Origin of the sequence: Paraburkholderia sp. Ac-20342 (assembly GCF_017104985.1) — a bacterium.
GTDB lineage: Bacteria > Pseudomonadota > Gammaproteobacteria > Burkholderiales > Burkholderiaceae > Paraburkholderia.
Map to the genome: position 1 here is coordinate 1 of NZ_JAAGPQ010000115.1, position 22,386 is coordinate 22,386.

At 66.7% G+C, this 22,386-nt stretch carries 19 protein-coding genes; 10 read left to right on the forward strand and 9 right to left on the reverse strand.

The annotated features are described in order from the left end of the window. Together smc and G3N58_RS30345 are read right to left on the reverse strand one after the other, a co-directional pair. Positions 1-1,653 (reverse strand): chromosome segregation protein SMC (gene smc, locus G3N58_RS30340; protein WP_206001037.1); only part of this gene is annotated, 1,653 nt, incomplete at its 3' end. A 262-nt stretch (positions 1,654-1,915) separates the two neighbouring features. Beyond that, complete coding sequence (locus G3N58_RS30345; protein WP_206001038.1) at positions 1,916-2,851, reverse strand: DMT family transporter; 936 nt, start codon at positions 2,849-2,851, stop codon at positions 1,916-1,918. A gap of 369 nt (positions 2,852-3,220) precedes the next feature. Between G3N58_RS30345 and dapC the strand changes: the two genes are divergently transcribed. The 6 genes from dapC (at position 3,221) to cls (ending at position 9,643) form a co-directional block, all read left to right on the forward strand. Then, positions 3,221-4,441, forward strand: a complete 1,221-nt coding sequence (gene dapC, locus G3N58_RS30350; protein WP_206001039.1) for a succinyldiaminopimelate transaminase — start codon at positions 3,221-3,223, stop codon at positions 4,439-4,441. A gap of 57 nt (positions 4,442-4,498) precedes the next feature. Then, on the forward strand, positions 4,499-5,326 hold the full coding sequence (dapD, locus tag G3N58_RS30355) for a 2,3,4,5-tetrahydropyridine-2,6-dicarboxylate N-succinyltransferase (protein ID WP_167045225.1): 828 nt from the start codon (positions 4,499-4,501) through the stop codon (positions 5,324-5,326). After that, positions 5,326-5,691: an ArsC family reductase gene (locus G3N58_RS30360; RefSeq protein WP_167282601.1), complete on the forward strand. Its 366-nt coding sequence runs from the start codon at positions 5,326-5,328 to the stop codon at positions 5,689-5,691. The genes dapD and G3N58_RS30360 overlap by 1 nt, the downstream gene beginning before the upstream one ends. Positions 5,692-5,865: 174 nt before the next feature. After that, a complete protein-coding gene (gene dapE, locus G3N58_RS30365) occupies positions 5,866-7,005 on the forward strand; it encodes a succinyl-diaminopimelate desuccinylase (protein ID WP_206001040.1) in 1,140 nt (379 codons plus the stop codon). A 13-nt stretch (positions 7,006-7,018) separates the two neighbouring features. Then, positions 7,019-7,903 carry a 50S ribosomal protein L3 N(5)-glutamine methyltransferase gene (gene prmB, locus G3N58_RS30370; protein WP_206001041.1) on the forward strand — a complete coding sequence of 295 codons (885 nt, stop codon included), beginning with the start codon at positions 7,019-7,021 and terminating at the stop codon, positions 7,901-7,903. A gap of 249 nt (positions 7,904-8,152) precedes the next feature. Continuing rightward, the gene (gene cls / locus G3N58_RS30375; RefSeq protein ID WP_206001042.1) at positions 8,153-9,643 is read left to right on the forward strand and encodes a cardiolipin synthase; all 1,491 of its coding nucleotides are present in this window, start codon (positions 8,153-8,155) and stop codon (positions 9,641-9,643) included. A gap of 110 nt (positions 9,644-9,753) precedes the next feature. Here the strand turns inward: cls and G3N58_RS30380 are convergent, their stop codons facing one another. Further along, positions 9,754-10,233 (reverse strand): glutathione peroxidase, encoded by a 480-nt coding sequence (locus tag G3N58_RS30380; RefSeq protein ID WP_167045191.1) that lies wholly within the window; start codon positions 10,231-10,233, stop codon positions 9,754-9,756. Positions 10,234-10,513: 280 nt separating this feature from the next. Here G3N58_RS30380 and G3N58_RS30385 point away from each other — a divergent pair, with 280 nt between their 5' ends. Together G3N58_RS30385 and G3N58_RS30390 are read left to right on the forward strand one after the other, a co-directional pair. Then, entirely contained in the window at positions 10,514-12,472 is a 1,959-nt protein-coding gene (locus G3N58_RS30385; protein ID WP_206001043.1) for an ATP-binding cassette domain-containing protein, read from the forward strand. A gap of 90 nt (positions 12,473-12,562) precedes the next feature. Continuing rightward, positions 12,563-13,624, forward strand: coding sequence for a CaiB/BaiF CoA-transferase family protein (locus G3N58_RS30390; protein WP_206001046.1), 1,062 nt, complete (start codon positions 12,563-12,565; stop codon positions 13,622-13,624). 197 nt (positions 13,625-13,821) lie between these two features. On the opposite strand, the gene G3N58_RS30395 is transcribed toward G3N58_RS30390, so the two are convergent. The 3 genes from G3N58_RS30395 to alr all read right to left on the reverse strand — a co-directional run bounded on the left by G3N58_RS30395 (position 13,822) and on the right by alr (position 16,705). Next, entirely contained in the window at positions 13,822-14,100 is a 279-nt protein-coding gene (locus G3N58_RS30395) for a DUF2866 domain-containing protein (protein WP_167045185.1), read from the reverse strand. A 154-nt stretch (positions 14,101-14,254) separates the two neighbouring features. Further along, a complete protein-coding gene (radA, locus tag G3N58_RS30400; RefSeq protein ID WP_167282595.1) occupies positions 14,255-15,631 on the reverse strand; it encodes a DNA repair protein RadA in 1,377 nt (458 codons plus the stop codon). A gap of 3 nt (positions 15,632-15,634) precedes the next feature. After that, a complete protein-coding gene (alr, locus tag G3N58_RS30405) occupies positions 15,635-16,705 on the reverse strand; it encodes an alanine racemase (RefSeq protein ID WP_167282593.1) in 1,071 nt (356 codons plus the stop codon). Positions 16,706-16,923: 218 nt separating this feature from the next. On the opposite strand from alr, the gene lplT reads away from it, so the two are divergent. Then, positions 16,924-18,231 (forward strand): lysophospholipid transporter LplT, encoded by a 1,308-nt coding sequence (gene lplT / locus G3N58_RS30410; RefSeq protein WP_167045176.1) that lies wholly within the window; start codon positions 16,924-16,926, stop codon positions 18,229-18,231. Positions 18,232-18,347: 116 nt separating this feature from the next. After that, positions 18,348-19,154 carry a bifunctional hydroxymethylpyrimidine kinase/phosphomethylpyrimidine kinase gene (thiD, locus tag G3N58_RS30415; RefSeq protein WP_167045173.1) on the forward strand — a complete coding sequence of 269 codons (807 nt, stop codon included), beginning with the start codon at positions 18,348-18,350 and terminating at the stop codon, positions 19,152-19,154. A 123-nt stretch (positions 19,155-19,277) separates the two neighbouring features. Here the strand turns inward: thiD and G3N58_RS30420 are convergent, their stop codons facing one another. The 3 genes from G3N58_RS30420 to rimI form a co-directional block, all read right to left on the reverse strand. Then, a complete protein-coding gene (locus tag G3N58_RS30420; protein WP_206001047.1) occupies positions 19,278-20,243 on the reverse strand; it encodes a DUF1853 family protein in 966 nt (321 codons plus the stop codon). 227 nt (positions 20,244-20,470) lie between these two features. After that, positions 20,471-21,802 (reverse strand): uracil-DNA glycosylase family protein, encoded by a 1,332-nt coding sequence (locus tag G3N58_RS30425; RefSeq protein WP_206001044.1) that lies wholly within the window; start codon positions 21,800-21,802, stop codon positions 20,471-20,473. Continuing rightward, positions 21,789-22,283 carry a ribosomal protein S18-alanine N-acetyltransferase gene (gene rimI / locus G3N58_RS30430; protein WP_206001045.1) on the reverse strand — a complete coding sequence of 165 codons (495 nt, stop codon included), beginning with the start codon at positions 22,281-22,283 and terminating at the stop codon, positions 21,789-21,791. The genes G3N58_RS30425 and rimI overlap by 14 nt, the downstream gene beginning before the upstream one ends. Between the last annotated feature and the right edge of the window lie 103 nt (positions 22,284-22,386).

The following is a 22,386-nucleotide window of genomic DNA, read 5'->3' on the forward strand; positions in this document are numbered from 1 at the left end:
TACTTCGAGCGCGGCCAGACGCTCGCGCAGCACCGCTTCGAGCGCGGCTTCCCAACCCGCTTCGACGTGCAGCTTCTTCCACAGACGCGGCAGGCCGCCCAGTTCGTGCCTGTCGAGCCACGGCTGGATCTTGCCCTCGGTCTGCACGTTCTCCTGCAATTGCCTGAGCGCGGCGAGACGCGCGTCGAGCTGATGAATCTGCGCGCTTTCGGCCTGCACGCGCTCCTGCGCGGCGCGGCGCTCGGCATCCAGACGCGGCAGTGTTTCCTGCGCCTCGGCGAGACGGCCTTGCGCGTCGTGCAGAATTTCCTCGTGCTCGGCGAGCTGCATGTGCAACTCGCCGAGCTGCGCTTCGTCGGGCGCGCCGAGACCGCCCGCTTCCGATTTGAGCCGCTCGTGACGCTGCTGCAACTGCTGCAACTGCTGATCGGCATTGCGCTGATGCGCGGCTTCGAGCTTGAGCGCCTGCTCGGTTTGCGCGATGCCGCCGCGCTCGGTGTTCAGTTCGGCCTGCGCATCACGCCAGCGCGCTTCGAGCGCGGGCAGCGCGTCGTGCTTCGCGGCGGCGTCCTCTTCGGCGAGCGCGGCTTTTTCTTCGGCGACGGCCAGTTGCTCCTCGGCGTCGGCGATATCGTCCTGCGCCTTGCCGGCCTGCGCCTGCCACTGCTCACGCTGCGCGGTCAGCGCGGCGATCTGCGCCTGCACGCGGTTGCGCGATTCGACGATGAAGCGGATCTCCGCTTCGAGCCGGCTCACCTCGGCGTTGGCTTCGTAGAGCGCGCCTTGCGCGCCCTGCATCGCATCGCTCGCCGAGTAATGCGCGACGCGCAGCGTTTCGAGTTCCGCCTCGACTTCGCGCAGCTTCGCGGTTTGCGCCTCGAGGTCGATCTGTGCCTGTTCGATCGCGCGCTGCTGGCGCTGCTGCTCGCCGGCCGCCTCGTTCTTGCGCAGCAGCCACAGCAGACGCTGCTTTTCCTCGCCGTCGCTTTGCAGCTCGCGATAACGCGTCGCGACGACCGCCTGCGCCTCGAGCTTTTCGAGGTTCGAGCCGAGTTCGCGGACGATGTCCTCGACGCGCGTCAGATTCTCACGCGTGTCGTGCAGACGGTTCTCGGTCTCGCGGCGGCGTTCCTTGTACTTCGAGACGCCCGCAGCTTCTTCGAGGAACACGCGCAGTTCTTCGGGCTTCGCCTCGATCAGCCGCGCGATCATGCCCTGGCCGATGATCGCGTAGGCGCGCGGCCCGAGGCCCGTGCCGAGGAAGATGTCCTGGATGTCGCGGCGGCGTGCCGGCAGATTGTTGATGTAGTAGCTCGAGGTGCCGTCGCGCGTCAGCACGCGCTTCACGGCGATCTCGGCATACTGGCCCCACTGGCCGGCGGCGCGGCCGTCCGCATTGTCGAACACGAGTTCGACGCTCGCGCGGCTGCCGGGCTTGCGGGCAGTCGAGCCGTTGAAGATCACGTCCTGCATCGACTCGCCGCGCAACTCGGAGGCACGCGATTCGCCGAGCACCCAGCGCACGGCGTCGATGATGTTGGATTTGCCGCACCCGTTCGGCCCGACCACGCCAACTAACTGGCCCGGAACCTGGAAATGCGTGGGATCGACGAAGGATTTGAAGCCAGCGAGTTTGATCGAGGTCAGACGCACGGCGATTTCGCTGTTTGAAAAGGAGAAGTGATAGGTGGCTCGCGGCGCGGCACGGAGCGTTCGCCGCCGGGGCGGAACAGGCCGTGCATCCTCGCGATGCCTTCGCGATACGGGTGCCGGCTGCATGTGCTCGAGTACTCAGGTTCGAGCGCGCGCCGGCTAATGAAGGGGGAATCATACCATCGCACGTGGACGATTCTTACCGCCTTCTACCGCCCCCGCGCTAGCCGGCACGGCCGTCGCAATCGTGATGGCCGTTGCGCTAGCCGGGCGCGCTCATGTCCGCGATGGCCGGATCGGGCGGCGCCGTCTTCGGGCGATGCACCCAGCTGGAAAGCACCGAGGCCAGCACGATGCAGGCGCCGCCGGCCCATTCGCGCGGGCCCGGCACCTCGCCCGCGAAGAGCCACGCCGAAAGCGCCGTCACGACGAGTTCGAACAGCATGATGATCGACGCGCGATTGGCCGGCACGCCCGCGAGCCCGTATTGCACGAGCATATTGTTCGAGGCGAGCAGCAGACCGAGCCCGAGCACCAGTAACGCCACGGTGCCAAGATGGGCGCCGGCGGGCGGCGCCGGCATCGGCTCGAACAGCGCGGCGCAGGCACCGAGCAGCGCCGCGCCGCCGAAGATCGTCGCGGTGCGCATTTCGGGCTTCATGTCCGGCAGCACGCGGCTCGTCTTCAGGATCAGCACGTTGCTCATCGCGAAGCCCATGCCGCCCGCGAGGCCCGCCCATTCGGCAGGATTGCCGGGCAGCGGAATGCCGAGCCGCGGCGACCACAGCATCGCCATCGCCCCGGCGAGCGACAGCGCGGCGAGCGCCGCGCCCGGCCACGTGAGCCGCTCATGCAGGATGAAGTGCGCGAACAGCGCGGTCCACGCGGGCGTCAGATAAAACAACAGCAGCACGCGCATCACCTGGCCGTGGATCGCGCCCCAGACGAAGCCGAGATTCGTGATGCCCGCGGCAAGTGCGAGCGCGGGCAGCAGCCAGTGCCAGCGCACCGTTTTCAGCGCGCGGCGCCGCACGAGCAACACGAACAGGCAGCCGGCGCCGCTCGTGAGCGCGCTCGCGGCGCTGCCGGTCACGCCGAGCGCGGCCAGCATGCGCAGCGGATACCAGACCATGCCCCATACCGACGCGCCCAGCATGATCGCGAGGGTCGGCCAGCCGTTGCGAAGCCAGTTGCTCATACGGCGGGGCTCCGGGTGATTCGGCTGGCGGCGCGCCGGTTTCGTCCGGCGGCCTCGTGAATGGCTGCGTGCATTGCTGCGATTGCTGAGTACATGGCTGTTCCTGCGTGTTCTGTTGCGCGAACCGTAAGGGGTTCGCGACGTTCCTGTTGCGGCGCAAACCGTCCGCGCCCGTGAGCGCCCCGCTTTGCCCGCCGGCCGCCGCGCCGCCGACATGCCACGCTATAATCGGCGCTTCGCCGTCGCTGTCCATCGCGGCCTGCTCGCCGGGTGCATGAAACACGTTTTTTCATGCGCTGCCCGTCTTCCGGCGCGCGTGCCCGGCTTTCCATCCGTCCGCGTTCATCTTCGCCCAGGCCCGACCCGCTCGTGAATCCGCTACTCGACTCCCTTCAGACCTATCCGTTCGAAAAGCTGCGCGCGCTTTTCAAGGACGTCACGCCGCCGGCCGGCCTCGCGCACATCAGCTTCGGCATCGGCGAGCCGAAACATCCGACGCCCGCGCTGATCCGCGAGGCCGTCGTGAATTCGCTCGGCGGCCTCGCCGCCTATCCGGCCACGCTCGGCTCGGCGCCGCTGCGCGAGTCGATCGCGCAATGGGTCGCGCGGCGCTATAACCTGCCGCCGCTCGATCCGGCCACCGAAGTGCTGCCGGTGTCGGGCTCGCGCGAGGCGCTGTTCGCGCTCGCGCAGACGGTGCTGAATCCGCGCCGCGATGCCAGCGGAGAGCCTGCGATCGTACTCTGTCCGAACCCGTTCTATCAAATCTACGAAGGCGCGGCGCTGCTCGGCGGCGCGCAGCCGTACTTCGTCAACAGCGACCCGGCGCGCAACTTCGCCTGCGACTACTCGACGGTGCCCGCCGAGGTCTGGGCCCGCACGCAACTGCTCTACGTCTGCTCGCCCGGCAATCCGACCGGCGCCGTGCTCACGCTCGACGACTGGCGCGAACTGTTCGCGCTGTCGGACCACTACGGCTTCGTGATCGCCTCGGACGAGTGCTACTCGGAAATCTATTTCGACGAGGCAAAACCGCCGCTCGGCGGCCTCGAAGCGGCCCACCAGCTCGGCCGCGGCTTCGAGCGCCTCATCATGCTGTCGAGCCTGTCGAAGCGCTCGAACGTGCCGGGCATGCGCTCGGGCTTCGTCGCCGGCGACGCGCAGATTCTCAAGGCCTTCCTGCTGTATCGCACGTACCACGGCGCGGCGCTCTCGACCGTGTTCCAGAGCGCGAGCGTCGCCGCCTGGAACGACGAGACGCACGTGCGCGAGAACCGCGCGAAATACCTGCAGAAGTTCACCACGGTTACGCCGATGCTCGCCGAGGCGCTCGACGTGCGCCTGCCCGACGCCGCGTTCTACCTGTGGGCCAACGTCGAGCGCACCGGCCTCTCGGACACCGAGTTCGCCCGGCGCCTCTACGCCGACTATAATGTGACGGTCCTGCCGGGCTCGTTCCTTGCGCGCACCGCGCACGGCGTGAACCCCGGCCGCAATTTCGTGCGCCTCGCGCTCGTCGCCGATGTCGACGAATGCACCGAAGGCGCGCAGCGGATCGTCGAATTTTGCCGGTCGCTCGGCGGCCACTGAGTGCAGCCTGAGCCGCATCCCCTTCTTCAGACTTCAACCCTTCAGAAAATCACGCCTATGTCGCAACAACTTCAGCAGATCATCGACACCGCCTGGGACAACCGCGCCGAGCTGTCGCCGAAAGCCGCGCCCACTGAAGTGCGCGAAGCCGTCGCCCACGCGATCGAGCAACTCGATAAAGGCGCGCTGCGCGTCGCCGAAAAGAAGGACGGCGACTGGGTCGTCAACCAGTGGCTGAAGAAGGCCGTGCTGCTGTCGTTCCGCCTCGAAGACAACGCGCCGATGCCGGCCGGCGGCTACTCGCAGTTCTACGACAAGGTGCCCTCGAAGTTCGCGAACTACACCGCTGAAGACTTCGCGGCCGCCGGCTTTCGCGTGGTGCCGCCCGCGATCGCGCGCCGCGGCTCGTTCATCGCGAAGAACGTCGTGCTGATGCCGTCGTACACCAACATCGGCGCCTACGTCGACGAAGGCACGATGGTCGACACGTGGGCCACCGTCGGCTCGTGCGCGCAGATCGGCAAGAACGTGCACCTGTCGGGCGGCGTCGGCATCGGCGGCGTGCTCGAGCCGCTGCAGGCGAACCCGGTCATCATCGAAGACAACTGCTTTATCGGCGCGCGCTCGGAAGTCGTCGAAGGCGTGATCGTCGAGGAAAACTCGGTGATCTCGATGGGCGTGTACCTCGGCCAGTCGACCAAGATTTACGACCGCGAAACCGGCGAAGTCACGTACGGCCGCATTCCGGCGGGCTCGGTCGTGGTGGCGGGCAACCTGCCGTCGAAGGACGGCACGCACAGCCTGTACTGCGCGGTCATCGTCAAGAAGGTCGATGCCAGGACGCGCGCCAAGGTCGGCCTGAACGAGTTGCTGCGAGGCGACTGATGGCGCGCGGCAACAAAACCGTCGTCTACGGCATTCCGAACTGCGACACCGTGAAGAAAGCGCGCGTGTGGCTCGAAGAGCACGGCGTCGAGTTCGAGTTTCACGACTTCAAGAAGGCCGGCGTCACCGAGCCGCTCGTGCAGGACTGGTTGAAGGACGTCAAGCTCGACGCGCTGCTGAACCGCCGCGGCACGACGTGGCGCGGCCTGTCCGACGACATGAAGGCGGCTGCGGAAACGCAGCCGGGCGCCATTGCCTTGATGATCCACAAGCCGTCGGTCATCAAGCGGCCCGTGCTCGTCGTCAACGGGCGCGTGAAATCGCTCGGCTTTTCGGCGGACGACTACGCGGCGCTGTTTGCCTGAATGTGCTGGCGCTTGCCTCGGCTACCCGAGGCTCACGCGCCATGTCCAGGCACAACCGGGCACCCGGTAGTCGAACGCGCGGCCGCGCGCCGCGTCGTTCCAAGGCTGTTGCCGGCTGCGGTGAAACACCGCCAGCCGGCATTTTTTCATTTCAAAGTGGTTTGCACTGAATCCATGTCCGGCACCCTCGCCCTTACCGAACAACTGATCGCCCGCGCTTCCGTCACGCCCGACGACCAGCATTGCCAGCGTCTTCTGATCGAGCGCCTCGCCGCGCTCGGCTTCGAGCACGAGACGATCGAATCCAACGGCGTGACCAACCTGTGGGCCGTCAAGCGCGGCGTCGACGGCAGCGGGGGCAAGCTGCTCGCGTTCGCCGGCCACACCGACGTCGTGCCGACCGGCCCGCTCGAACAGTGGCACTCGGCGCCGTTCGAGCCGACCCAGCGCGACGGCAAGCTGTACGGCCGCGGCGCGGCGGACATGAAAGCGTCGATCGCGGGCTTCGTGGTCGCGAGCGAGGAATTCGTCGCGGCGCATCCGGCGCACCGCGGCTCGATTGCCTTCCTCATCACGAGCGACGAGGAAGGCCCCGCCACCGACGGCACCGTGAAGGTGGTCGAAGCGCTGCAGGAACGCGGCGAGCGCATGGACTACTGCATCGTCGGCGAGCCGACGTCGAGCGTGCGTTTCGGCGACACGGTCAAGAATGGCCGGCGCGGCTCGATGTCGGGCAAGCTCGTCGTCAAGGGCGTGCAAGGTCATATCGCCTATCCGCATCTGGCGAAGAACCCCGTGCACCTGCTCGCGCCCGCGCTTGCCGAACTCGTCGCCGAGCACTGGGACGAGGGCAACGAATACTTCCCGCCGACCACCTGGCAGGTCTCGAACGTCCACAGCGGCGCCGGTGCGACCAACGTGATTCCCGGCCATGCGGACGTGATGTTCAACTTCCGCTTCTCGACCGCCAGCACCGTCGAGGGACTGCAACAACGCGTGCATGCGATTCTCGACAAACACGATCTCGACTATGAACTGCAATGGACCGTGAGCGGCCTGCCGTTCCTCACGCCGCGCGGCGATCTGTCGAACGCGCTCGCGCAGGCGATCAAGGACGAAACCGGCGTGGACACCCAGCTCTCGACCACCGGCGGCACCTCGGACGGCCGCTTCATCGCGCGCATCTGCAAGCAGGTGATCGAGTTCGGGCCGCTCAACGCGAGCATCCACAAGATCGACGAACATATCGAACTCGCCCATATCGAGCCGCTGAAGAACGTGTATCGCCGCGTGCTCGAACAACTGATCGCGTAACGAGGGACCTACGATGACGCTGCCGTTTTCCACCGTTCGCGACCTGCTGCGCTACGCGGTGTCGCGCTTTAACGAGGCCAAACTGTCGTTCGGCCACGGCTCGGCCAATGCCTACGACGAAGCCGCTTATCTGGTGCTGCACACGCTGCATCTGCCGCTCGATCTGCTCGATCCGTTCCTCGATGCACGTCTGACCACGGCCGAAATCGACGCGCTGCTCAAGGTGATCGAGCGGCGCGCCGCCGAACGCGTGCCGGCCGCCTACATCACGCAGGAAGCGTGGATGCACGGCTATCGCTTCCACGTCGACGAGCGCGTGATCGTGCCGCGCTCGTTCATCGGCGAGTTGCTGCAGGACGGCCTGCAACCGTACGTGGAAGACCCCGAGCAGGTCGGCGCGGTGCTCGAACTGTGCACCGGCTCCGGCTGCCTCGCGATTCTCGCCGCGCACGCGTTTCCGAACGCCGACGTCGATGCGGTCGACCTGTCCGCGCCCGCGCTCGAAGTCGCGAGGCGCAACGTGACGGACTACCACCTCGACGAGCGCATCGCACTGTTCGAAGGCGATCTGTACGCGCCGCTCGCCGAGCGCCGCTACGATGTGATCATCAGCAACCCGCCGTACGTGAACGCCACCTCGATGCAGGCGCTGCCCGCCGAGTACAAACACGAGCCCGAAATGGCGCTCGCGGGCGGCGCGGACGGCATGGACATCGTGCGCCGGATCATCGCCGAGGCACGCCACTGGCTGACCGACGACGGCGTGCTCGTGGTCGAGATCGGCAATGAGCGCGAGCACGTCGAGGCGGCATTCGGCGGGCTCGATCTCGTATGGCTGCCGACCAGCGCCGGCGACGACAACGTGTTCCTGATCCAGGCCTGCGACTTGCCGGTCTGAGCCTGACATGATGTCGGCCTGGCATCGCTTCGAGCCTCGCCCCGAGCCTGGTTTCAAGCCGAGTTTGGAGCCTGGTTTCATGCGGGGTTTTCAGGCAAGCTGGCAACGGTTTGCCGCCACGGTGCGCCGCATGGCGCGGCACGCCGGCCTGAAAGCGTTGCCCGGCCTATTCGCGGCATATCACGGAGCGGGCTCGCTACCCACTCCCGCGCCCTGAAACGCCGCGCTTCGCCCACTATTCGCGAGCTTATGCAATTCGACCTGCTTCACGTCGGCCCGCTGGTTGCCCTTGCCCATATTCTCGGCATCATCGCGGCCTGCCATGCGATTCTCCACACGCGCACCTCGCAAGGCGCGATTGCGTGGGCCGTGTCGCTGGTCGCGATGCCGTATCTGACGCTCATCCCCTACCTGTTTCTCGGCCGCAGCAAGTTCGCCGGCTACGCGGACGCGCGCCGCGTCGAGAACGAACTGCTGCGCACGCGCGCGCATCCGCGGATATGGGACTCGCAGTCGTCGTCGGCGGGCGTGCCGACGCAGCAACTCGGCGCGCGGCTCGTGCAGTCGCTCACGCGTCTGGGCGGCATGCCGTTTCTGCCGGGCAACAGCGTACGCACGCTCGTCAACGGCACGGCGACCTTCGAGGCGATCTTCACGGCGATCGAAAACGCGCGCCGCTACGTGATCGTGCAATTCTTCATCGTGCGCGACGACGCGCTCGGCGACATGCTCAAGGACGCGCTGATCGCGAAGGCGCAACAAGGCGTGCGCGTCTATTTCCTGTACGACAGCATCGGCAGCTTCGATCTGCCGCATCGCTACATCGCGGCGCTGCGCGCGGCCGGCGTCGAGGTGCATCCGTTCGCGACGAATCGCCGCTTCGTCAACCGGCTGCAACTGAACTTCCGCAATCACCGCAAGATCGTGTCGGTGGACGGCGAGCGCGCGTTTGTCGGCGGTCATAACGTCGGCGTCGAATACCTCGGCGCGAAACCGCCGCTCTCGCCGTGGCGCGATACGCACATCGAGGTGCGCGGCCCGGCGGTCGCGAGCATCCAGTTCGTCTTTATCGAGGACTGGTATTGGGCCACGCAGCAACTGCCCGATTTCGACGTGCCGGCCGGCGTGCCCGCCGCCGTATCAAGCGACGCCCCGGACCAGCCGGCCCCTGACACCGACTCCGCCGCGAGCGGCATGCACTGCCTCGTGATGCCGAGCGGCCCCGCCGACAAGCAGGAAACCTGTTCGCTCTTTTTCGTCGAGGCGATCAACGCGGCGCGCGAGCGGATCTGGATCACGACGCCCTATCTCGTGCCCGACGAAGCGGTGTTCTCCGCACTGCGGCTCGCGGTGCTGCGCGGCGTCGACGTGCGCATCCTGATTCCGAGCCGGCGCGATCATCTCGTCGTGTTCGCCGCCTCGAAGCTGTACGCGTACGACTCGCTGCGCGCGGGCATCCGCATCTTCCGCTATCAGCCCGGCTTCCTGCATCAGAAGGTCGTGCTGATCGACAGCGCGGCCGCCGCGATCGGCAGCGCCAATCTCGACAACCGCTCGTTTCGCCTCAACTTCGAGATCATGGTGCTGACCGTGGACCGCGGCTTCGCGCTCGAAGTCGAAACGATGCTGCTCGACGACTTCGCCGAGTCGCGCGAAATCGATCGCAGCGAGTACCGTCAGGCCGGCCCGCTGCGGCGCATGCTGATGCACGTGGCGCGACTCTTTTCGCCGATCCTGTAGCCCTCTCGTGCCCAGCGACGCTCAAGCCGCGCGAATCGAGCAGCGAATCAAGTAGCCAATCGAGCCGCGAATCAAACCGCAAATCAAACCCTCAGCGCGCGGCGGCACGCTCACAGCAGCGCTTCGATATCCTCGGTCATCGTCTCGGGCTTGGTCAGCGGCGCATAGCGCTTCACGACGTTGCCGTCGCGGCCGATCAGAAACTTCGTGAAATTCCACTTGATCGCCTCGAGGCCAAGCAGCCCGGGCGCTTCGCCGGTCAGATAGCGGAACAGCGGATGCGCGTTGGCGCCGTTCACCTCGATCTTGTCGAACATCGGGAACGTCACGCTGTAGTTCTTCTCGCAGAAGCTGCCGATCTGCGCGGCATCGCCCGGCTCCTGCTTGCCGAACTGGTTGCAGGGGAAGCCGAGCACCGCGAGCCCGCGCGCCGCGTAGGTGTCGTAGAGCTTCTGCAGGCCCGCGTATTGCGGCGTGAAGCCGCACTCGCTCGCGGTGTTGACGATCAGCAGAACCTTGCCCTCATACGTCGCGAGACTCGCTTCCTCACCGCCGAGCGTGCGCGCCGAAAACGAATAGATCGATGTCATGTGCTCTCCCGTGAAAGCCGTCAGTCTATGCCAAAAGACACGCGAATACAGTCGGCCGGATGGCCGATGCCGGCTGCGCCGCGCATGACACGAGACGAACCGCGCGAGGCGGCGCGGCAATACGCGGCAACGCACAGCGATACGCGGCCGCCGCCCGGCGGCACACCGCGGCACGAGGCGAGCCCCATTGGCAAGCCCCGCCGCCGCGAATCGTCGCGGCCATGCGCCCGGTGCCACGCGGGGCAGTCTAAAATAGCGGTTTTCTTCAGCCGGCCACGTCGTGATCCGCTTCAATCAGTTCAGCCTCGCGCGCGGCACCAAGCCGCTTTTCGACAACACCACGTTCACGCTGAACCCCGGTGAAAAAGCCGGGCTCGTCGGCGCGAACGGCGCGGGCAAATCGACGCTGTTCGCCGTGCTGCTCGGCGAGCTGCACGCGGACGGCGGCGATTTCTCGATCCCGCCGACCTGGCGCATCGCGCACGTCGCGCAGGAAACGCCCGCCGTCGACAAGACCGCGCTCGCCTACGCGCTCGACGGCGACGCCGCGCTGCGCGACATCGAAGCGCGCATCGCCGCCGCCTCGGCGGCCCACGACGGCGCGGCCGAAGCCGAAGCGCACGCGGCGTTCGCCGACGCCGACGGCTACACCGCGCCGGCACGCGCCGAAGCGCTGCTGCTCGGCCTCGGCTTCACGCTCGACCAGACGCGCGAGCCGGTCAGCAGCTTCTCGGGCGGCTGGCGCATGCGGCTCAATCTCGCGCAGGCGCTGATGTGCCGCTCCGACCTGCTGCTGCTCGACGAACCGACCAACCACCTCGACCTCGACGCGATCGTCTGGCTCGAAGACTGGCTCAACCGCTATGCCGGCACGCTGATCGTGATCTCGCACGACCGCGAGTTTCTCGATTCGGTCTGCAACGTCACGCTGCATCTGGAAAACCAGCAGATCAAGCGCTACGGCGGCAACTACTCGCAATTCGAAGTGCTGCGCGCGCAGCAGATCGCGCTGCAACAGAGCGCGTACGAAAAGCAGCAGCGCACGGTCGCGCATCTGCAGAGCTATATCAACCGCTTCAAGGCGCAGGCCACCAAGGCGCGCCAGGCGCAAAGCCGCGTGAAGGCGCTGGAGAAGATGGAGCTGATCGCGCCCGCGCACGTCGCCTCGCCGTTCACGTTCGAATTCCGCACGCCCGACTCCGCGCCGAATCCGATGATGGTCATGGAAGACGTGCGCTGCGGCTATCGCGCCGAAGACGGCAGCGAGATTCCGATCGTCGAGCGCGTCATGCTGTCGATCCAGAACGGTCAGCGCATCGGCCTGCTCGGTGCGAACGGCCAGGGCAAGTCGACGCTCATCAAGACGCTCGCGGGCACGCTCGAATCGCTCTCCGGCCACGTGCGCGAAGGCAAGGGCTTGCGCATCGGCTACTTCGCGCAGCATCAGCTCGAAACGCTGCGCCCTGACGACACACCGTTGCAGCATCTCGCGCGCCTCGCGCCCGATACGCGCGAGCAGGAACTGCGCGACTTCCTCGGCAGCTTCAATTTTTCCGGCGACATGGCGACCGCGAAGATCGCGCCGTTCTCTGGCGGCGAAAAAGCGCGCCTCGCGCTCGCGCTGATCATCTGGCAGAAGCCGAACCTGCTGCTGCTCGACGAGCCGACCAACCACCTCGACCTCGAAACGCGCCACGCGCTGACGATGGCGCTCGCGCAATTCGAAGGCACGCTGATTCTGGTCTCGCACGACCGCCATCTGCTGCGCGCGACGACCGACCAGTTCATGCTGGTCGCGAAGCACCGTCTGCAGGAGTTCGACGGCGATCTCGACGACTATCGCGACTGGCTCTTGCAGCATGCGGCCGAGCAGCGCGCGGTGCTGAAGGCGAATGCCTCGGGCGCGGCCGAGGCGGCGTCCAACGGCGCGGCGGGCAATGCCGACGGCAACGTCAATCGCAAGGAACAGCGCCGTCTCGAAGCGGAAACGCGGCAGAAGCTGGCGCATCTGAAAAAGCCGCTGCAAAGCCGTATCGCGAAGATCGAAAAGGAAATGGACGCGCTCAACGCGGAGAAAACGACGCTCGACGCCTTCGTCGCCGATCCCGCGAGTTACGAGCCCGAGCAGAAGAGCAAGCTGACGGACGCGATCCGCCGGCAGGCAGATGTGAATGCGCGCCTCGACACGCTCGAAGCCGAATGGCTCGAGACGCACGAGGAACTCGAACAGATCGGCTAGCGGCACGCAGCGCCGGGCCGCGCCGGCATCGATGGGAGCCTGGCCTTGTCATTCGCAACCTCATCGTCTAAGTCACCGGCGGCCCCGGCGCTGCAAGGACTGCGCGTGCTCGACCTCACGCGTCTGCTGCCCGGCCCGGTGGCCGCGCTGCGGCTCGCCGAACTCGGCGCCGACGTGCTGAAAATCGAAGCGCCCGGCGCGGGCGACCCGACCCGCACGATGCTGCAATCGTCGGCTGACCGCGTCGCGGGACGGCCCGGCGCGTTCTACCGGATGGTCAATCGCGGCAAGCGCGAAACGCGCCTCGACCTCAAATCGGAGGCGGGGCGCCATGTGCTGCGCGCCCTCGCGGCCGACGCGGACGTGCTGATCGAGAGCTTCCGGCCCGGCGTGATGGAGCGTCTCGGCCTCGGCTACGAGACGCTGCGCGCGGCGAATCCGCGGCTCGTCTATTGCGCGATCAGCGGCTATGGCGCGAGCGGTCCGTTCGCGCAGCACGCCGGCCACGATCTGAATTACATCGGCTATGCGGGCGTGCTCGATCAGCTCGCCGCGCGCGACGGCACGCCGATCCTGCCCAACTTCCAGATCGCCGACCTGCTCGGCGGCGCACTCGCCGCCGTCACGCAGATTCTCGCGGCTCTCTGGCAGGTGGCGCGCGGCGGCGAAGGCCGCTTCGTCGACGTCTCGATGACGCACGCTTCGTATGCGCACAACGTCATCGCGCAAGTCTCGCTCGCCAACGAGGGCGCGGCGCCCGCCGCCGGCGCCGGCCTGCTCAACGGCGGCGTGCCCTGCTACAACCTGTATCGCACACGCGATGGCCGCTGGCTCGCGGTCGGCGCGCTCGAACTGAAGTTCTGGGAAACGCTGTGCATGGCGCTCGACCGGCCCGAATGGGCGACGCGTCACTGGAGTCTGGGTCAGGCGATCGGTGGTCCGGATGCGCTTGCGCTCACAGAGGAACTGGGCGCCGTGATCGGCACGCGCACGCTAGCGGAATGGATGCAGTCGCTCGAAGCGCTCGACTGCTGCGTGTCGCCGGTGTTGACGGCGGCCGAGGCCGCGCGGCATCCGCTGTTCGATCCGCAGGCGTATGCGGCGGCAAGCGATGGCCTGAACGACAGCGATGGGGAGAACTTCGCGGGTTAGCGCGGATGCCGCCACGGCGGCTGCGCGACGGATTCCACGAGAATCAAATGCGCGGCCTCGCGCAATACCGCAATACCGCAATACCGCAATACGATGGACCTCGGCGGCCGTCGCATGACGAGAACAAACGCATCAGGCAAGGCGCGGAAAACAAGCTTGAAATACAAACGTGCAAAAGAGGCGTGCAGACCCCACGCTCAACGCCGCACCACCGTCTGTCTCGGCAGCGTCTGACGCGGCGACTTCTCGTCGTCGTACAGCAGATGCTTGCGGCCTTCCACATGGCGGCTGATCGTGGCGCGCACCTCGGCGGGCGTCACGTCCTCGGCCACCACCCGCCGCGATATCTGCCCCGCCGTGTCGATCCATTCGACGATCCGGCAGGCGCCGCCCCAAGGCTGGTGAATCGGTGCGGAGACCCGGCAACCACGCACCTGGATAGAACGCTCTGCTGCGGTTTCATGTGACTGTTTCAAAGCGCGATCCTTTTTTCGGGCATCAGAAGAGACATAGACCCTTACAGCTTAGAAAAAAGGCGTGGCGGCCAGGTTACAGCCAGGAACGAGATATTTACCGTGCATTACGGCATGCAAGGCGCACCCACGGCGCCCGCGCGCCGCAAGTCCCTGTTTATTCGAGCGTGCGGACCCGATCGATGGCCTGTTCGATCCGTTCGACCGCAACGACCTGTAAGCCTTCGATCGGCTGTTTCGGCGCGTTGGCCTTCGGTATCACCGCGACCGAGAAACCGAGCTTGGCCGCTTCCTTCAGACGCTCCTGGCCGCGCGGCGACGGCCGGATCTCACCGGCGAGGCCCACTTCGCCGAACACGACGAGCCCCTTCGGCAGCGGCTTGTTGCGCATCGACGAATGGATCGCGAGCAGCACCGCGAGGTCGGCGGCGGGCTCGGTGATCTTCACGCCGCCCACCGCGTTGAGGAACACGTCCTGATCGAAACAGGCGATGCCCGCATGCCGGTGCAGCACCGCGAGCAGCATCGCAAGCCGGTTCTGTTCGAGGCCGACCGCGAGACGCCGCGGATTCGGCGCGTTAGCCGCATCGACGAGCGCCTGCACCTCGACCAGCAGCGGCCGCGTGCCTTCCTGCGTGACCAGCACGCACGAGCCCGGCACCGACTGCTCGTGCTGCGACAGGAACAACGCCGACGGATTCGCGACGCCGCGCAAGCCGCGCTCGGTCATCGCGAACACGCCGAGTTCGTTGACCGCGCCGAAGCGGTTCTTGATCGCGCGCACGAGGCGATACGACGAGTGCGTGTCGCCCTCGAAGTACAGCACCGTATCGACGATATGTTCGAGCACGCGCGGGCCCGCGAGCGCGCCTTCCTTGGTCACGTGGCCGACCATGATGATCGTCGTGCCCGACTGCTTGGCGATGCGCGTCAGTTGCGCCGCGCATTCGCGCACCTGCGCGACCGAGCCCGGTGCCGATGTCAAGGCATCCGAATAGACGGTCTGGATCGAGTCGATCACGGCGACGTCGGGACGCTGCTCGGCGATCGTCGCCTGAATCTTTTCGAGCTGGATTTCCGCGAGCAGTTGCAGCTCGCTCGCGGTCGAACCCGGTTCGAGCAGCGAGAGCCGTTGCGCGCGCAACGCGATCTGCGCGCCGGACTCTTCGCCGCTGATATACAGTGCGCGTTTGTGCGCGGCGATTTCCGCGAGCGCTTGCAGCAGCAGCGTCGATTTGCCGATGCCCGGATCGCCGCCGATCAGCACCACGCCGCCCGGCACGAGACCGCCGCCGAGCACGCGGTCGAATTCGCTGACGCCGGTCGTGAAGCGCGGCACGTCGGATGCTTCGATGTCCGCGAGACGGCGCACCGGCGTGCTCTTCGCGAGCGACTGGAAACGATGCGTGGCCGGCCCCTCGGCCACCGATTCGACGAGCGTGTTCCACGCCTGACACGACGGGCATTGGCCCGACCACTTCGGCGATTGCCCGCCGCACTCGCTACAGATGTACAACGTCTTTGCTTTCGCCACGCGTTACTCCGCACGGACCGGCACACGCTGCGCGACCGCGCACATGAGCTCGTAGCCGATCGTGCCGCAGGCCTGCGCGACGTCGTCGATCGGCAAGGCGGTGCCCCACAGCTCGACGCGCGAGCCGATGTTGGCGGTCGGCACCGGCGTGAGGTCGACCGTCAGCATGTCCATCGAGACGCGCCCGACGATCCGCGTGCGCACGCCGTCGACGATCACCGGCGTGCCTTCCGGCGCGACGCGCGGATAGCCGTCCGCGTAACCGCACGCGACCACGCCGATACGCATGGCGCCGCGCGCGGTAAACGTCGAACCGTAGCCGACCGAATTGCCCGCGCTCAACGTCTGCACGGCGATCAGTTCCGAGGCGAGCGTCATCGCGGGCTGCAGGCCGGTGCTCTCGATCGCGGCCGTCACGCCCGAGGGCGACGCGCCGTACAGGATGATGCCGGGGCGCACCCAGTCGAAATGCGCTTCCGGATGCCAGAGCGTGGCCGCCGAATTCGCGAGGCTGCGCGCGCCAGCAATGCCTTGCGCGCCGCGCTCGAACGCTTCCATCTGATGCGCGATGCCGCGCTCGGCGTCGGCGTCGGAGAAATGGGTCATCAGCGTGATCTGGCCGACGCCCTGGCAGGCGCGCGCGCGCTCCCATGCGGCACGGAATTTCTCGACCGTGTAGCCGAGCCGGTTCATGCCGGTGTTCATCTTCAACTGGATGTTGACCGGTTTGGACAGGCGCGCCATTTCGAGCATGCGCAACTGCTCGTCCGAATGCAGCGCGGTGGTCAGGCTGTAGCGGTCGATCACGTCGATATCGGTCGGTCGGAAAAAGCCTTCGAGCAAAAGAATGGGGCCCGCCCAGCCCAATTCACGCAACTTCACCGCTTCTTCGAGGTCCAGCAACCCAAAGCCGTCCGTTGCGCGCAAGCCCGGAAACACGCGCGCGAGGCCATGTCCGTACGCGTTTGCCTTGACGACGGCCCAGATTTTGGACTTCGACGCATAACGCCGGGCGACGGCAAGATTATTGGCGAGAGCAGCGGTATGTATCGTGGCTGAGAGGGGGCGCGGCATGGGATTTTTTCGTAAAGACACTTGCGAATCAGCGGCTTACCTGGCGTTTTCGGCGCTCGGCGGCCCGCTGGGCGGTGCGATCAAGGATTCTGCTAGTCCGAATCCAGCTATTTTCGTGATATAAAGCCGTGCGCACAACCCATTTCGATCGGCATAAGCCCGGACGCACTGCAAACGGCCGGGGCGGACAGACCGCAGCGAGGACAGCATCGCATCAGATGAAAAAAGGTTTTTACACCATCATGGCCGCGCAGTTTTTTTCGTCGCTGGCCGACAATGCGCTTCTGATCGCCGCTATCGCACTGCTGAAAGATCTTCACGCTCCGAACTGGATGACGCCGCTGCTCAAGCTGTTCTTTGTGCTGTCGTACGTCGTTCTTGCCGCCTTCGTCGGCGCCTTCGCCGACTCCCGTCCGAAAGGGCGCGTGATGTTCGTCACCAACACCATCAAGGTTCTCGGCTGCATCACGATGCTGATGGGCGCGCATCCGCTCATCGCCTACGGCATCGTCGGCTTCGGCGCGGCAGCCTACTCGCCCGCCAAATACGGCATCCTCACCGAACTGCTGCCGCCTGACCGGCTCGTCGCCGCGAACGGATGGATCGAAGGCACCACGGTCGGCTCGATCATTCTCGGCACCGTGCTCGGCGGCGCGCTGATCAGCCCGCATATCGCCGCGCCCATCCTGCACCTGCGCATTCCCACCGTGAACACGCCCTCGGAAGCCGCGATGCTCGTCATCATGGGCATCTACGTCATCGCGGCGCTCTTCAATCTGCGCATTCCCGATACCGGCGCGCGCTATCCGAAGCAGGAACACGGGCCGATCCGCCTCATCACCGATTTCGCCGACTGCTTTCTCGTGCTGTGGCGCGACAAGCTCGGACAGATTTCGCTCGCGGTCACGACGCTGTTCTGGGGTGCCGGCGCGACGCTGCAATTCATCGTGCTGAAGTGGGCCGAGGTGTCGCTCGGCATGTCGCTGTCCGAAGCGGCGATCCTGCAGGCGGTGGTGGCGGTCGGCGTCGCGGGCGGCGCGATCTTCGCGGCCTCGCGCGTGCCGCTGAAGAAGTCGCTCTCGGTGCTGCCGGTCGGCATCATGATGGGGATCGCCGTGATGCTGATGGCGTTTTATACGCGCGATCTGTTCCCCTCGCATTGGGGCATCTATTTCGGCCGCATGCACATGCCCGGCTATCTGATCGTCGCGTATCTCTTCCTGATGCTCGTCGGCGGTCTGTCGGGCTTCTTCGTCGTGCCGATGAACGCGCTGCTGCAGCATCGCGGGCACGTGCTGCTGTCGGCGGGACACTCGATCGCCGTGCAGAACTTCAACGAGAATCTCTCGGTGCTCGTGATGCTGTGCCTGTACGCGGTGCTCGTGTGGCTCGACGTGCCGGTCGCGGCCGTGATCGTGCTGTTCGGCACCTTCGTCTGCCTGATGATGTGGCTCGTGATGCGGCGCCACCAGGCGAACCAGCGCGCGTTCGATTCGGTCGCGCTGATCGGCGAAGCTAAACACTGAGCCAGCGCTGAACAGGCGCTGGCTCCCCGGGCCGGCCGCGTGTTTCGTTCCGCGAGCCGGCTGTTTCGACGATGCGCATGCGCTCCCCGTGCGCGCGCCTTCTTCCTCGCCTGACCATGACTCAACCGATTCCCAATGTGCTGACGATCGCCGGTTCCGACTCCGGCGGCGGCGCCGGCATCCAGGCCGATCTGAAGGCTTTCTCCGCGCTCGGCGCCTATGGCGCGAGCGTCATCACCGCATTGACCGCGCAGAACACGCGCGGCGTGAGCGCGATTCATGCACCGGACCCGGGCTTCGTCAGTGCGCAGCTCGACGCGGTGTTCGACGACATCCGCATCGACGCGGTGAAGATCGGCATGCTCGCGAATGCGCCGATCGCGCGCGCGGTCGCCGATGCGCTGCGCCGTCACAAGCCGAAGCACATCGTGCTCGACACGGTGATGATCTCGAAGAGCCATCACGCTTTGCTACTGCCCGATGCGGTCGCGGTCGTGCGCGACGAACTGCTGCCGCTCGCCGACCTGCTGACGCCGAATCTGCCGGAAGCGGCCGCATTGCTCGGCATGCAGCCCGCCACCGACGAAGCCGGCATGACCGGCCAGGGCGAAGCGCTGCGCGCGCTCGGCGCGCGTGCGGTGCTGATGAAGGGCGGCCACCTGAGCGCGGCGGACAGCCCCGACTGGCTCGTGCAGGCCAGCGGCGCCTTGCGTCTCGGCGGGCCACGCGTGCCGGTGAAGAATACGCATGGGACGGGCTGCACGCTGTCGTCGGCGATTGCGGCGCTGATTCCGCAGCGCGGCGATCTCGCAAGCGCGGTGGCCGATGCGAAGGTTTATCTGACCGGCGCGTTACAGGCGAGCGACCGTCTCGAAGTCGGTCACGGCGTGGGGCCGGTGCATCATTTTCACCGCTGGTGGTGAGGGATTTATCGTTGCGCGTGTGCGCAGATGCGTGCGTATGCGCCTGTGTTCGCGATGCGTCGCAAACTCGATCGCGATCGCACGCCGCGAATGCCGCACTACTGCCGCACGACTGCGTTGCGGCTATTGCATGGCGTAATGCCGCGCCTGCTCGGGCCAGTCGTCGGGCACGATAAAGCCGCGCGAGCGTTCGAGCAGATGGCCGGCACCGTCTTCGACGAACGCGGCGACCATCACCGGGCTGTGTTGATGCGAAGTCTGTACGGCGAGCGTAGGCGCATCGACGTATGACGCGCGTTCGTCGTCGCCCTGCTCTTCCAGAGCCGCTACGCGTCGCGGCGCAAGCCATTCCAGTCGCGGCAAGACCCGCCAGATCCGCGCATGCGCCGCCGCGAACCCGAGCCAGTCGCCGCGCGTGACCCACCAGCCCCGCCCATGCGCGGGATCGAGCTCGAGCGGATCGAGCGGTGTCTCGCCATGCCGGTAAAACAGCCAGCCTTTGACGAACATCTGCGGCGTCCACGGCCCCGCATAACCGGCCAGCACGAACTCCTCGCGCGCGCTCAACGGCAACTGATGATTGAGCAGATGCGCGAGCTTGATGTCGAAGCGGTCTTTCAGATTGGGGCCGACGTAATCGGCGAGACGTCCCGCCTGCGCTTCGCGCGCGGCTCCCGCGTGCAGGTAGCACTTCACCGCCAGTTCCCAATGCAGCCGCGCGCCTTCGTGCGTCTGCACGAGAAAATCGCATTCGCCGAGCGTGACGCCTGCGCGCCGCAACGGCACGCCCGCGGCGACGAGTTGCGCGGCCGGTCCATGCTGCAGAAACCAGCCAAGCAACCGCTCGGCATAGCGGCCCAGGCGCGTGATGCGCGTCGCCGAGAGATCGCGATGGAGCGGCTCAGGCGCGGCATCGAGCGCGCGCAGCCAGGCGACGGTCGCCTGCCGTTGCTGCGGCGTTTCGACGGGATTCGCCAGCACGCCGACCGGCAATTGCGGACGCAACAGATCGGGACTCAGCAGCAACCACGCGAGATCGCGCACGGCGGGGTCGCGCAACGGATCGTTGTGCGAGGGAGCGGCGGCTATGTCGGGTGACGACTCGGATGACGAGTGGAGTGGCGCGCTGGATTGCGGCGCGGATGGCGCGACCGCTTGCGTGTGCGTGTGAGCGTGTGCCTTACCAGGCGCTTCAATGCGCACATCGGGACGCTCATCGCCCCGCTTATCGGGCCACACACCGAGCAGCGTATCGAGCAGCCCGGCGCGAGAGATCGGCGCGGCGGCATCGTGCGCCGCCGGCCCCTCGGGCGTCGTCACTTCGGCTCGTTCGACGGCGCGCCGCCGCCCGCGAGCCACGTATCGCGCGCGAGGCACAGATCCGCCCAGGCCTTCGCCTTGTCGGGCAGGCTGCGCAGCAGATACGCGGGGTGGTACGAGACGATCACCGGCACGCCCTCGTACCGATGCACGCGGCCGCGCAGCGACGAAATGCTGGCCTCGGTCTTCAGCAGGCTTTGCGCGGCGAAGCGGCCGAGCGCGACGATCAGCTTCGGCTTGACGAGCGCGACCTGGCGCTGCAGATACGGCTCGCAACGCGCGACTTCGTCCGGTTGCGGATTGCGGTTGCCGGGCGGACGGCACTTGATCACGTTCGCGATATAGACGTTGGTGCCGCGCGCCAGCGCGAGCGAACGCAGCATGTTGTCGAGCAGCTTGCCGGCCTGGCCGACGAACGGTTCGCCAAGGCGGTCCTCGTTCTCGCCCGGCGCTTCGCCGACCAGCATCCACTCGGCGTTGCGATCGCCGACACCGAACACCGTGTTCGTACGCTTCTCGCATAGGCGGCACGACTCGCACGCGGCGACGCGCTCGCTCAGCGCGTCCCAGTCGAGCGTGTGGACGGCAGGCAGTGCGGGAGCGTTGCCGCGGGCTTCAACGGGTTCATGAGCGGATTCACTAGCACGCGAATGCGCGGGCAGATCGTCGAACCACGCGAAGTCGTCGTCGGGAGGAGCGTCGAAGTTGGGCGGCGCGGGAGAATAGGCTGGCGGTTGCGCCCGCTGTTGCTCCTGCTGACATGCTCGCGATTGTGCGGGTTCGCGATGCGCTGCGGCTTCGTCCTGCTGAGCGGGTTCGCGTCGGGCTGCGGTCGTATCCTGCTGCGCGGGTTCGCGTCGGGCTGCGGTCGTATCCTGCTGAGCGGGTTCGCGTCGGGCTGGCGATGGCTCGCCCCGATCCGCCGACGCGTGCATCGCTTCGGGCATGGTCCGCGATGCGGGCTCCGCTCGACGCTCATCGCGCTCATTGCGCACGTCGCCCTGCATCGATTGCAACTCGTCCGCGCGCTCCCGGGCGGCGCGATCATCGGAGCGATGGCGTGCATCTTCCGCCAGCATCGCTTCGTCGCGCTCCTCGGGCGCACGCCGTTCGCCTTGCGCCTGAGCCTGAGTTTGACCCGCCGGCACATCCTGCTCGCGCGCCCTAGCATGCACGCTCTCGCCCCCTTCGTCCCGCGGTGCGTGCGCGCCCCCGGCATCACCGAGTCCGACAGCCGCCTCGCCCGCCGGCTGCCGCGCCGCCATGCCGCGCCGCACCCACAGCGGCGCGAGTCCGAATTCTTCGAGTACCGATTCATGCAGCGCCATCTTCGCCCTCCGTGGCAAACGAAAGACGCATCACGATCGCGTCCTCCCGGCCGCGATGCCGCGCCGGATAATAATTTTTGCGCCGGCCGATCGACGCGAAGCCGAAACGTTCGTACAGCCGGATCGCCCGATGATTCGATGGCCGCACTTCGAGCAGCAGGCCCTCGAGTCTTTCGGCGCGCGTGATGCGCACCGCCTCGCGCAGCAGCGCAAGGCCCGCGCCCGCGCCTTGTACCTGCGGCGCGACGCATAGATTGAGCAGATGCATTTCGTCGACGACCGGCATCAGCACGCAATAGCCGAGCAGCGTCCCCGTCACGTGGCGCAGACAAACGCCGAAATAACCGTTGCGCAGCGAATCGCCGAAATTGCCGCGGCTCCACGGAAACTCGTAAGCGAGCTTCTCGATCGCGGCGACCTCGTCGAGATCGCTTTCGGTCATCGACGACATGTAGCGGTCCGCGAGCAGCACGCCGCTCATCGCCGCGCCTCGCCGTGCGGCGCCTGTGCGGACGCGCCGCCGTCGGGCGCGTTCCCGGCGGTCTGCGCCGCTTGCCCTGCCTGTGCCGCCGCTTTGGCCGCCT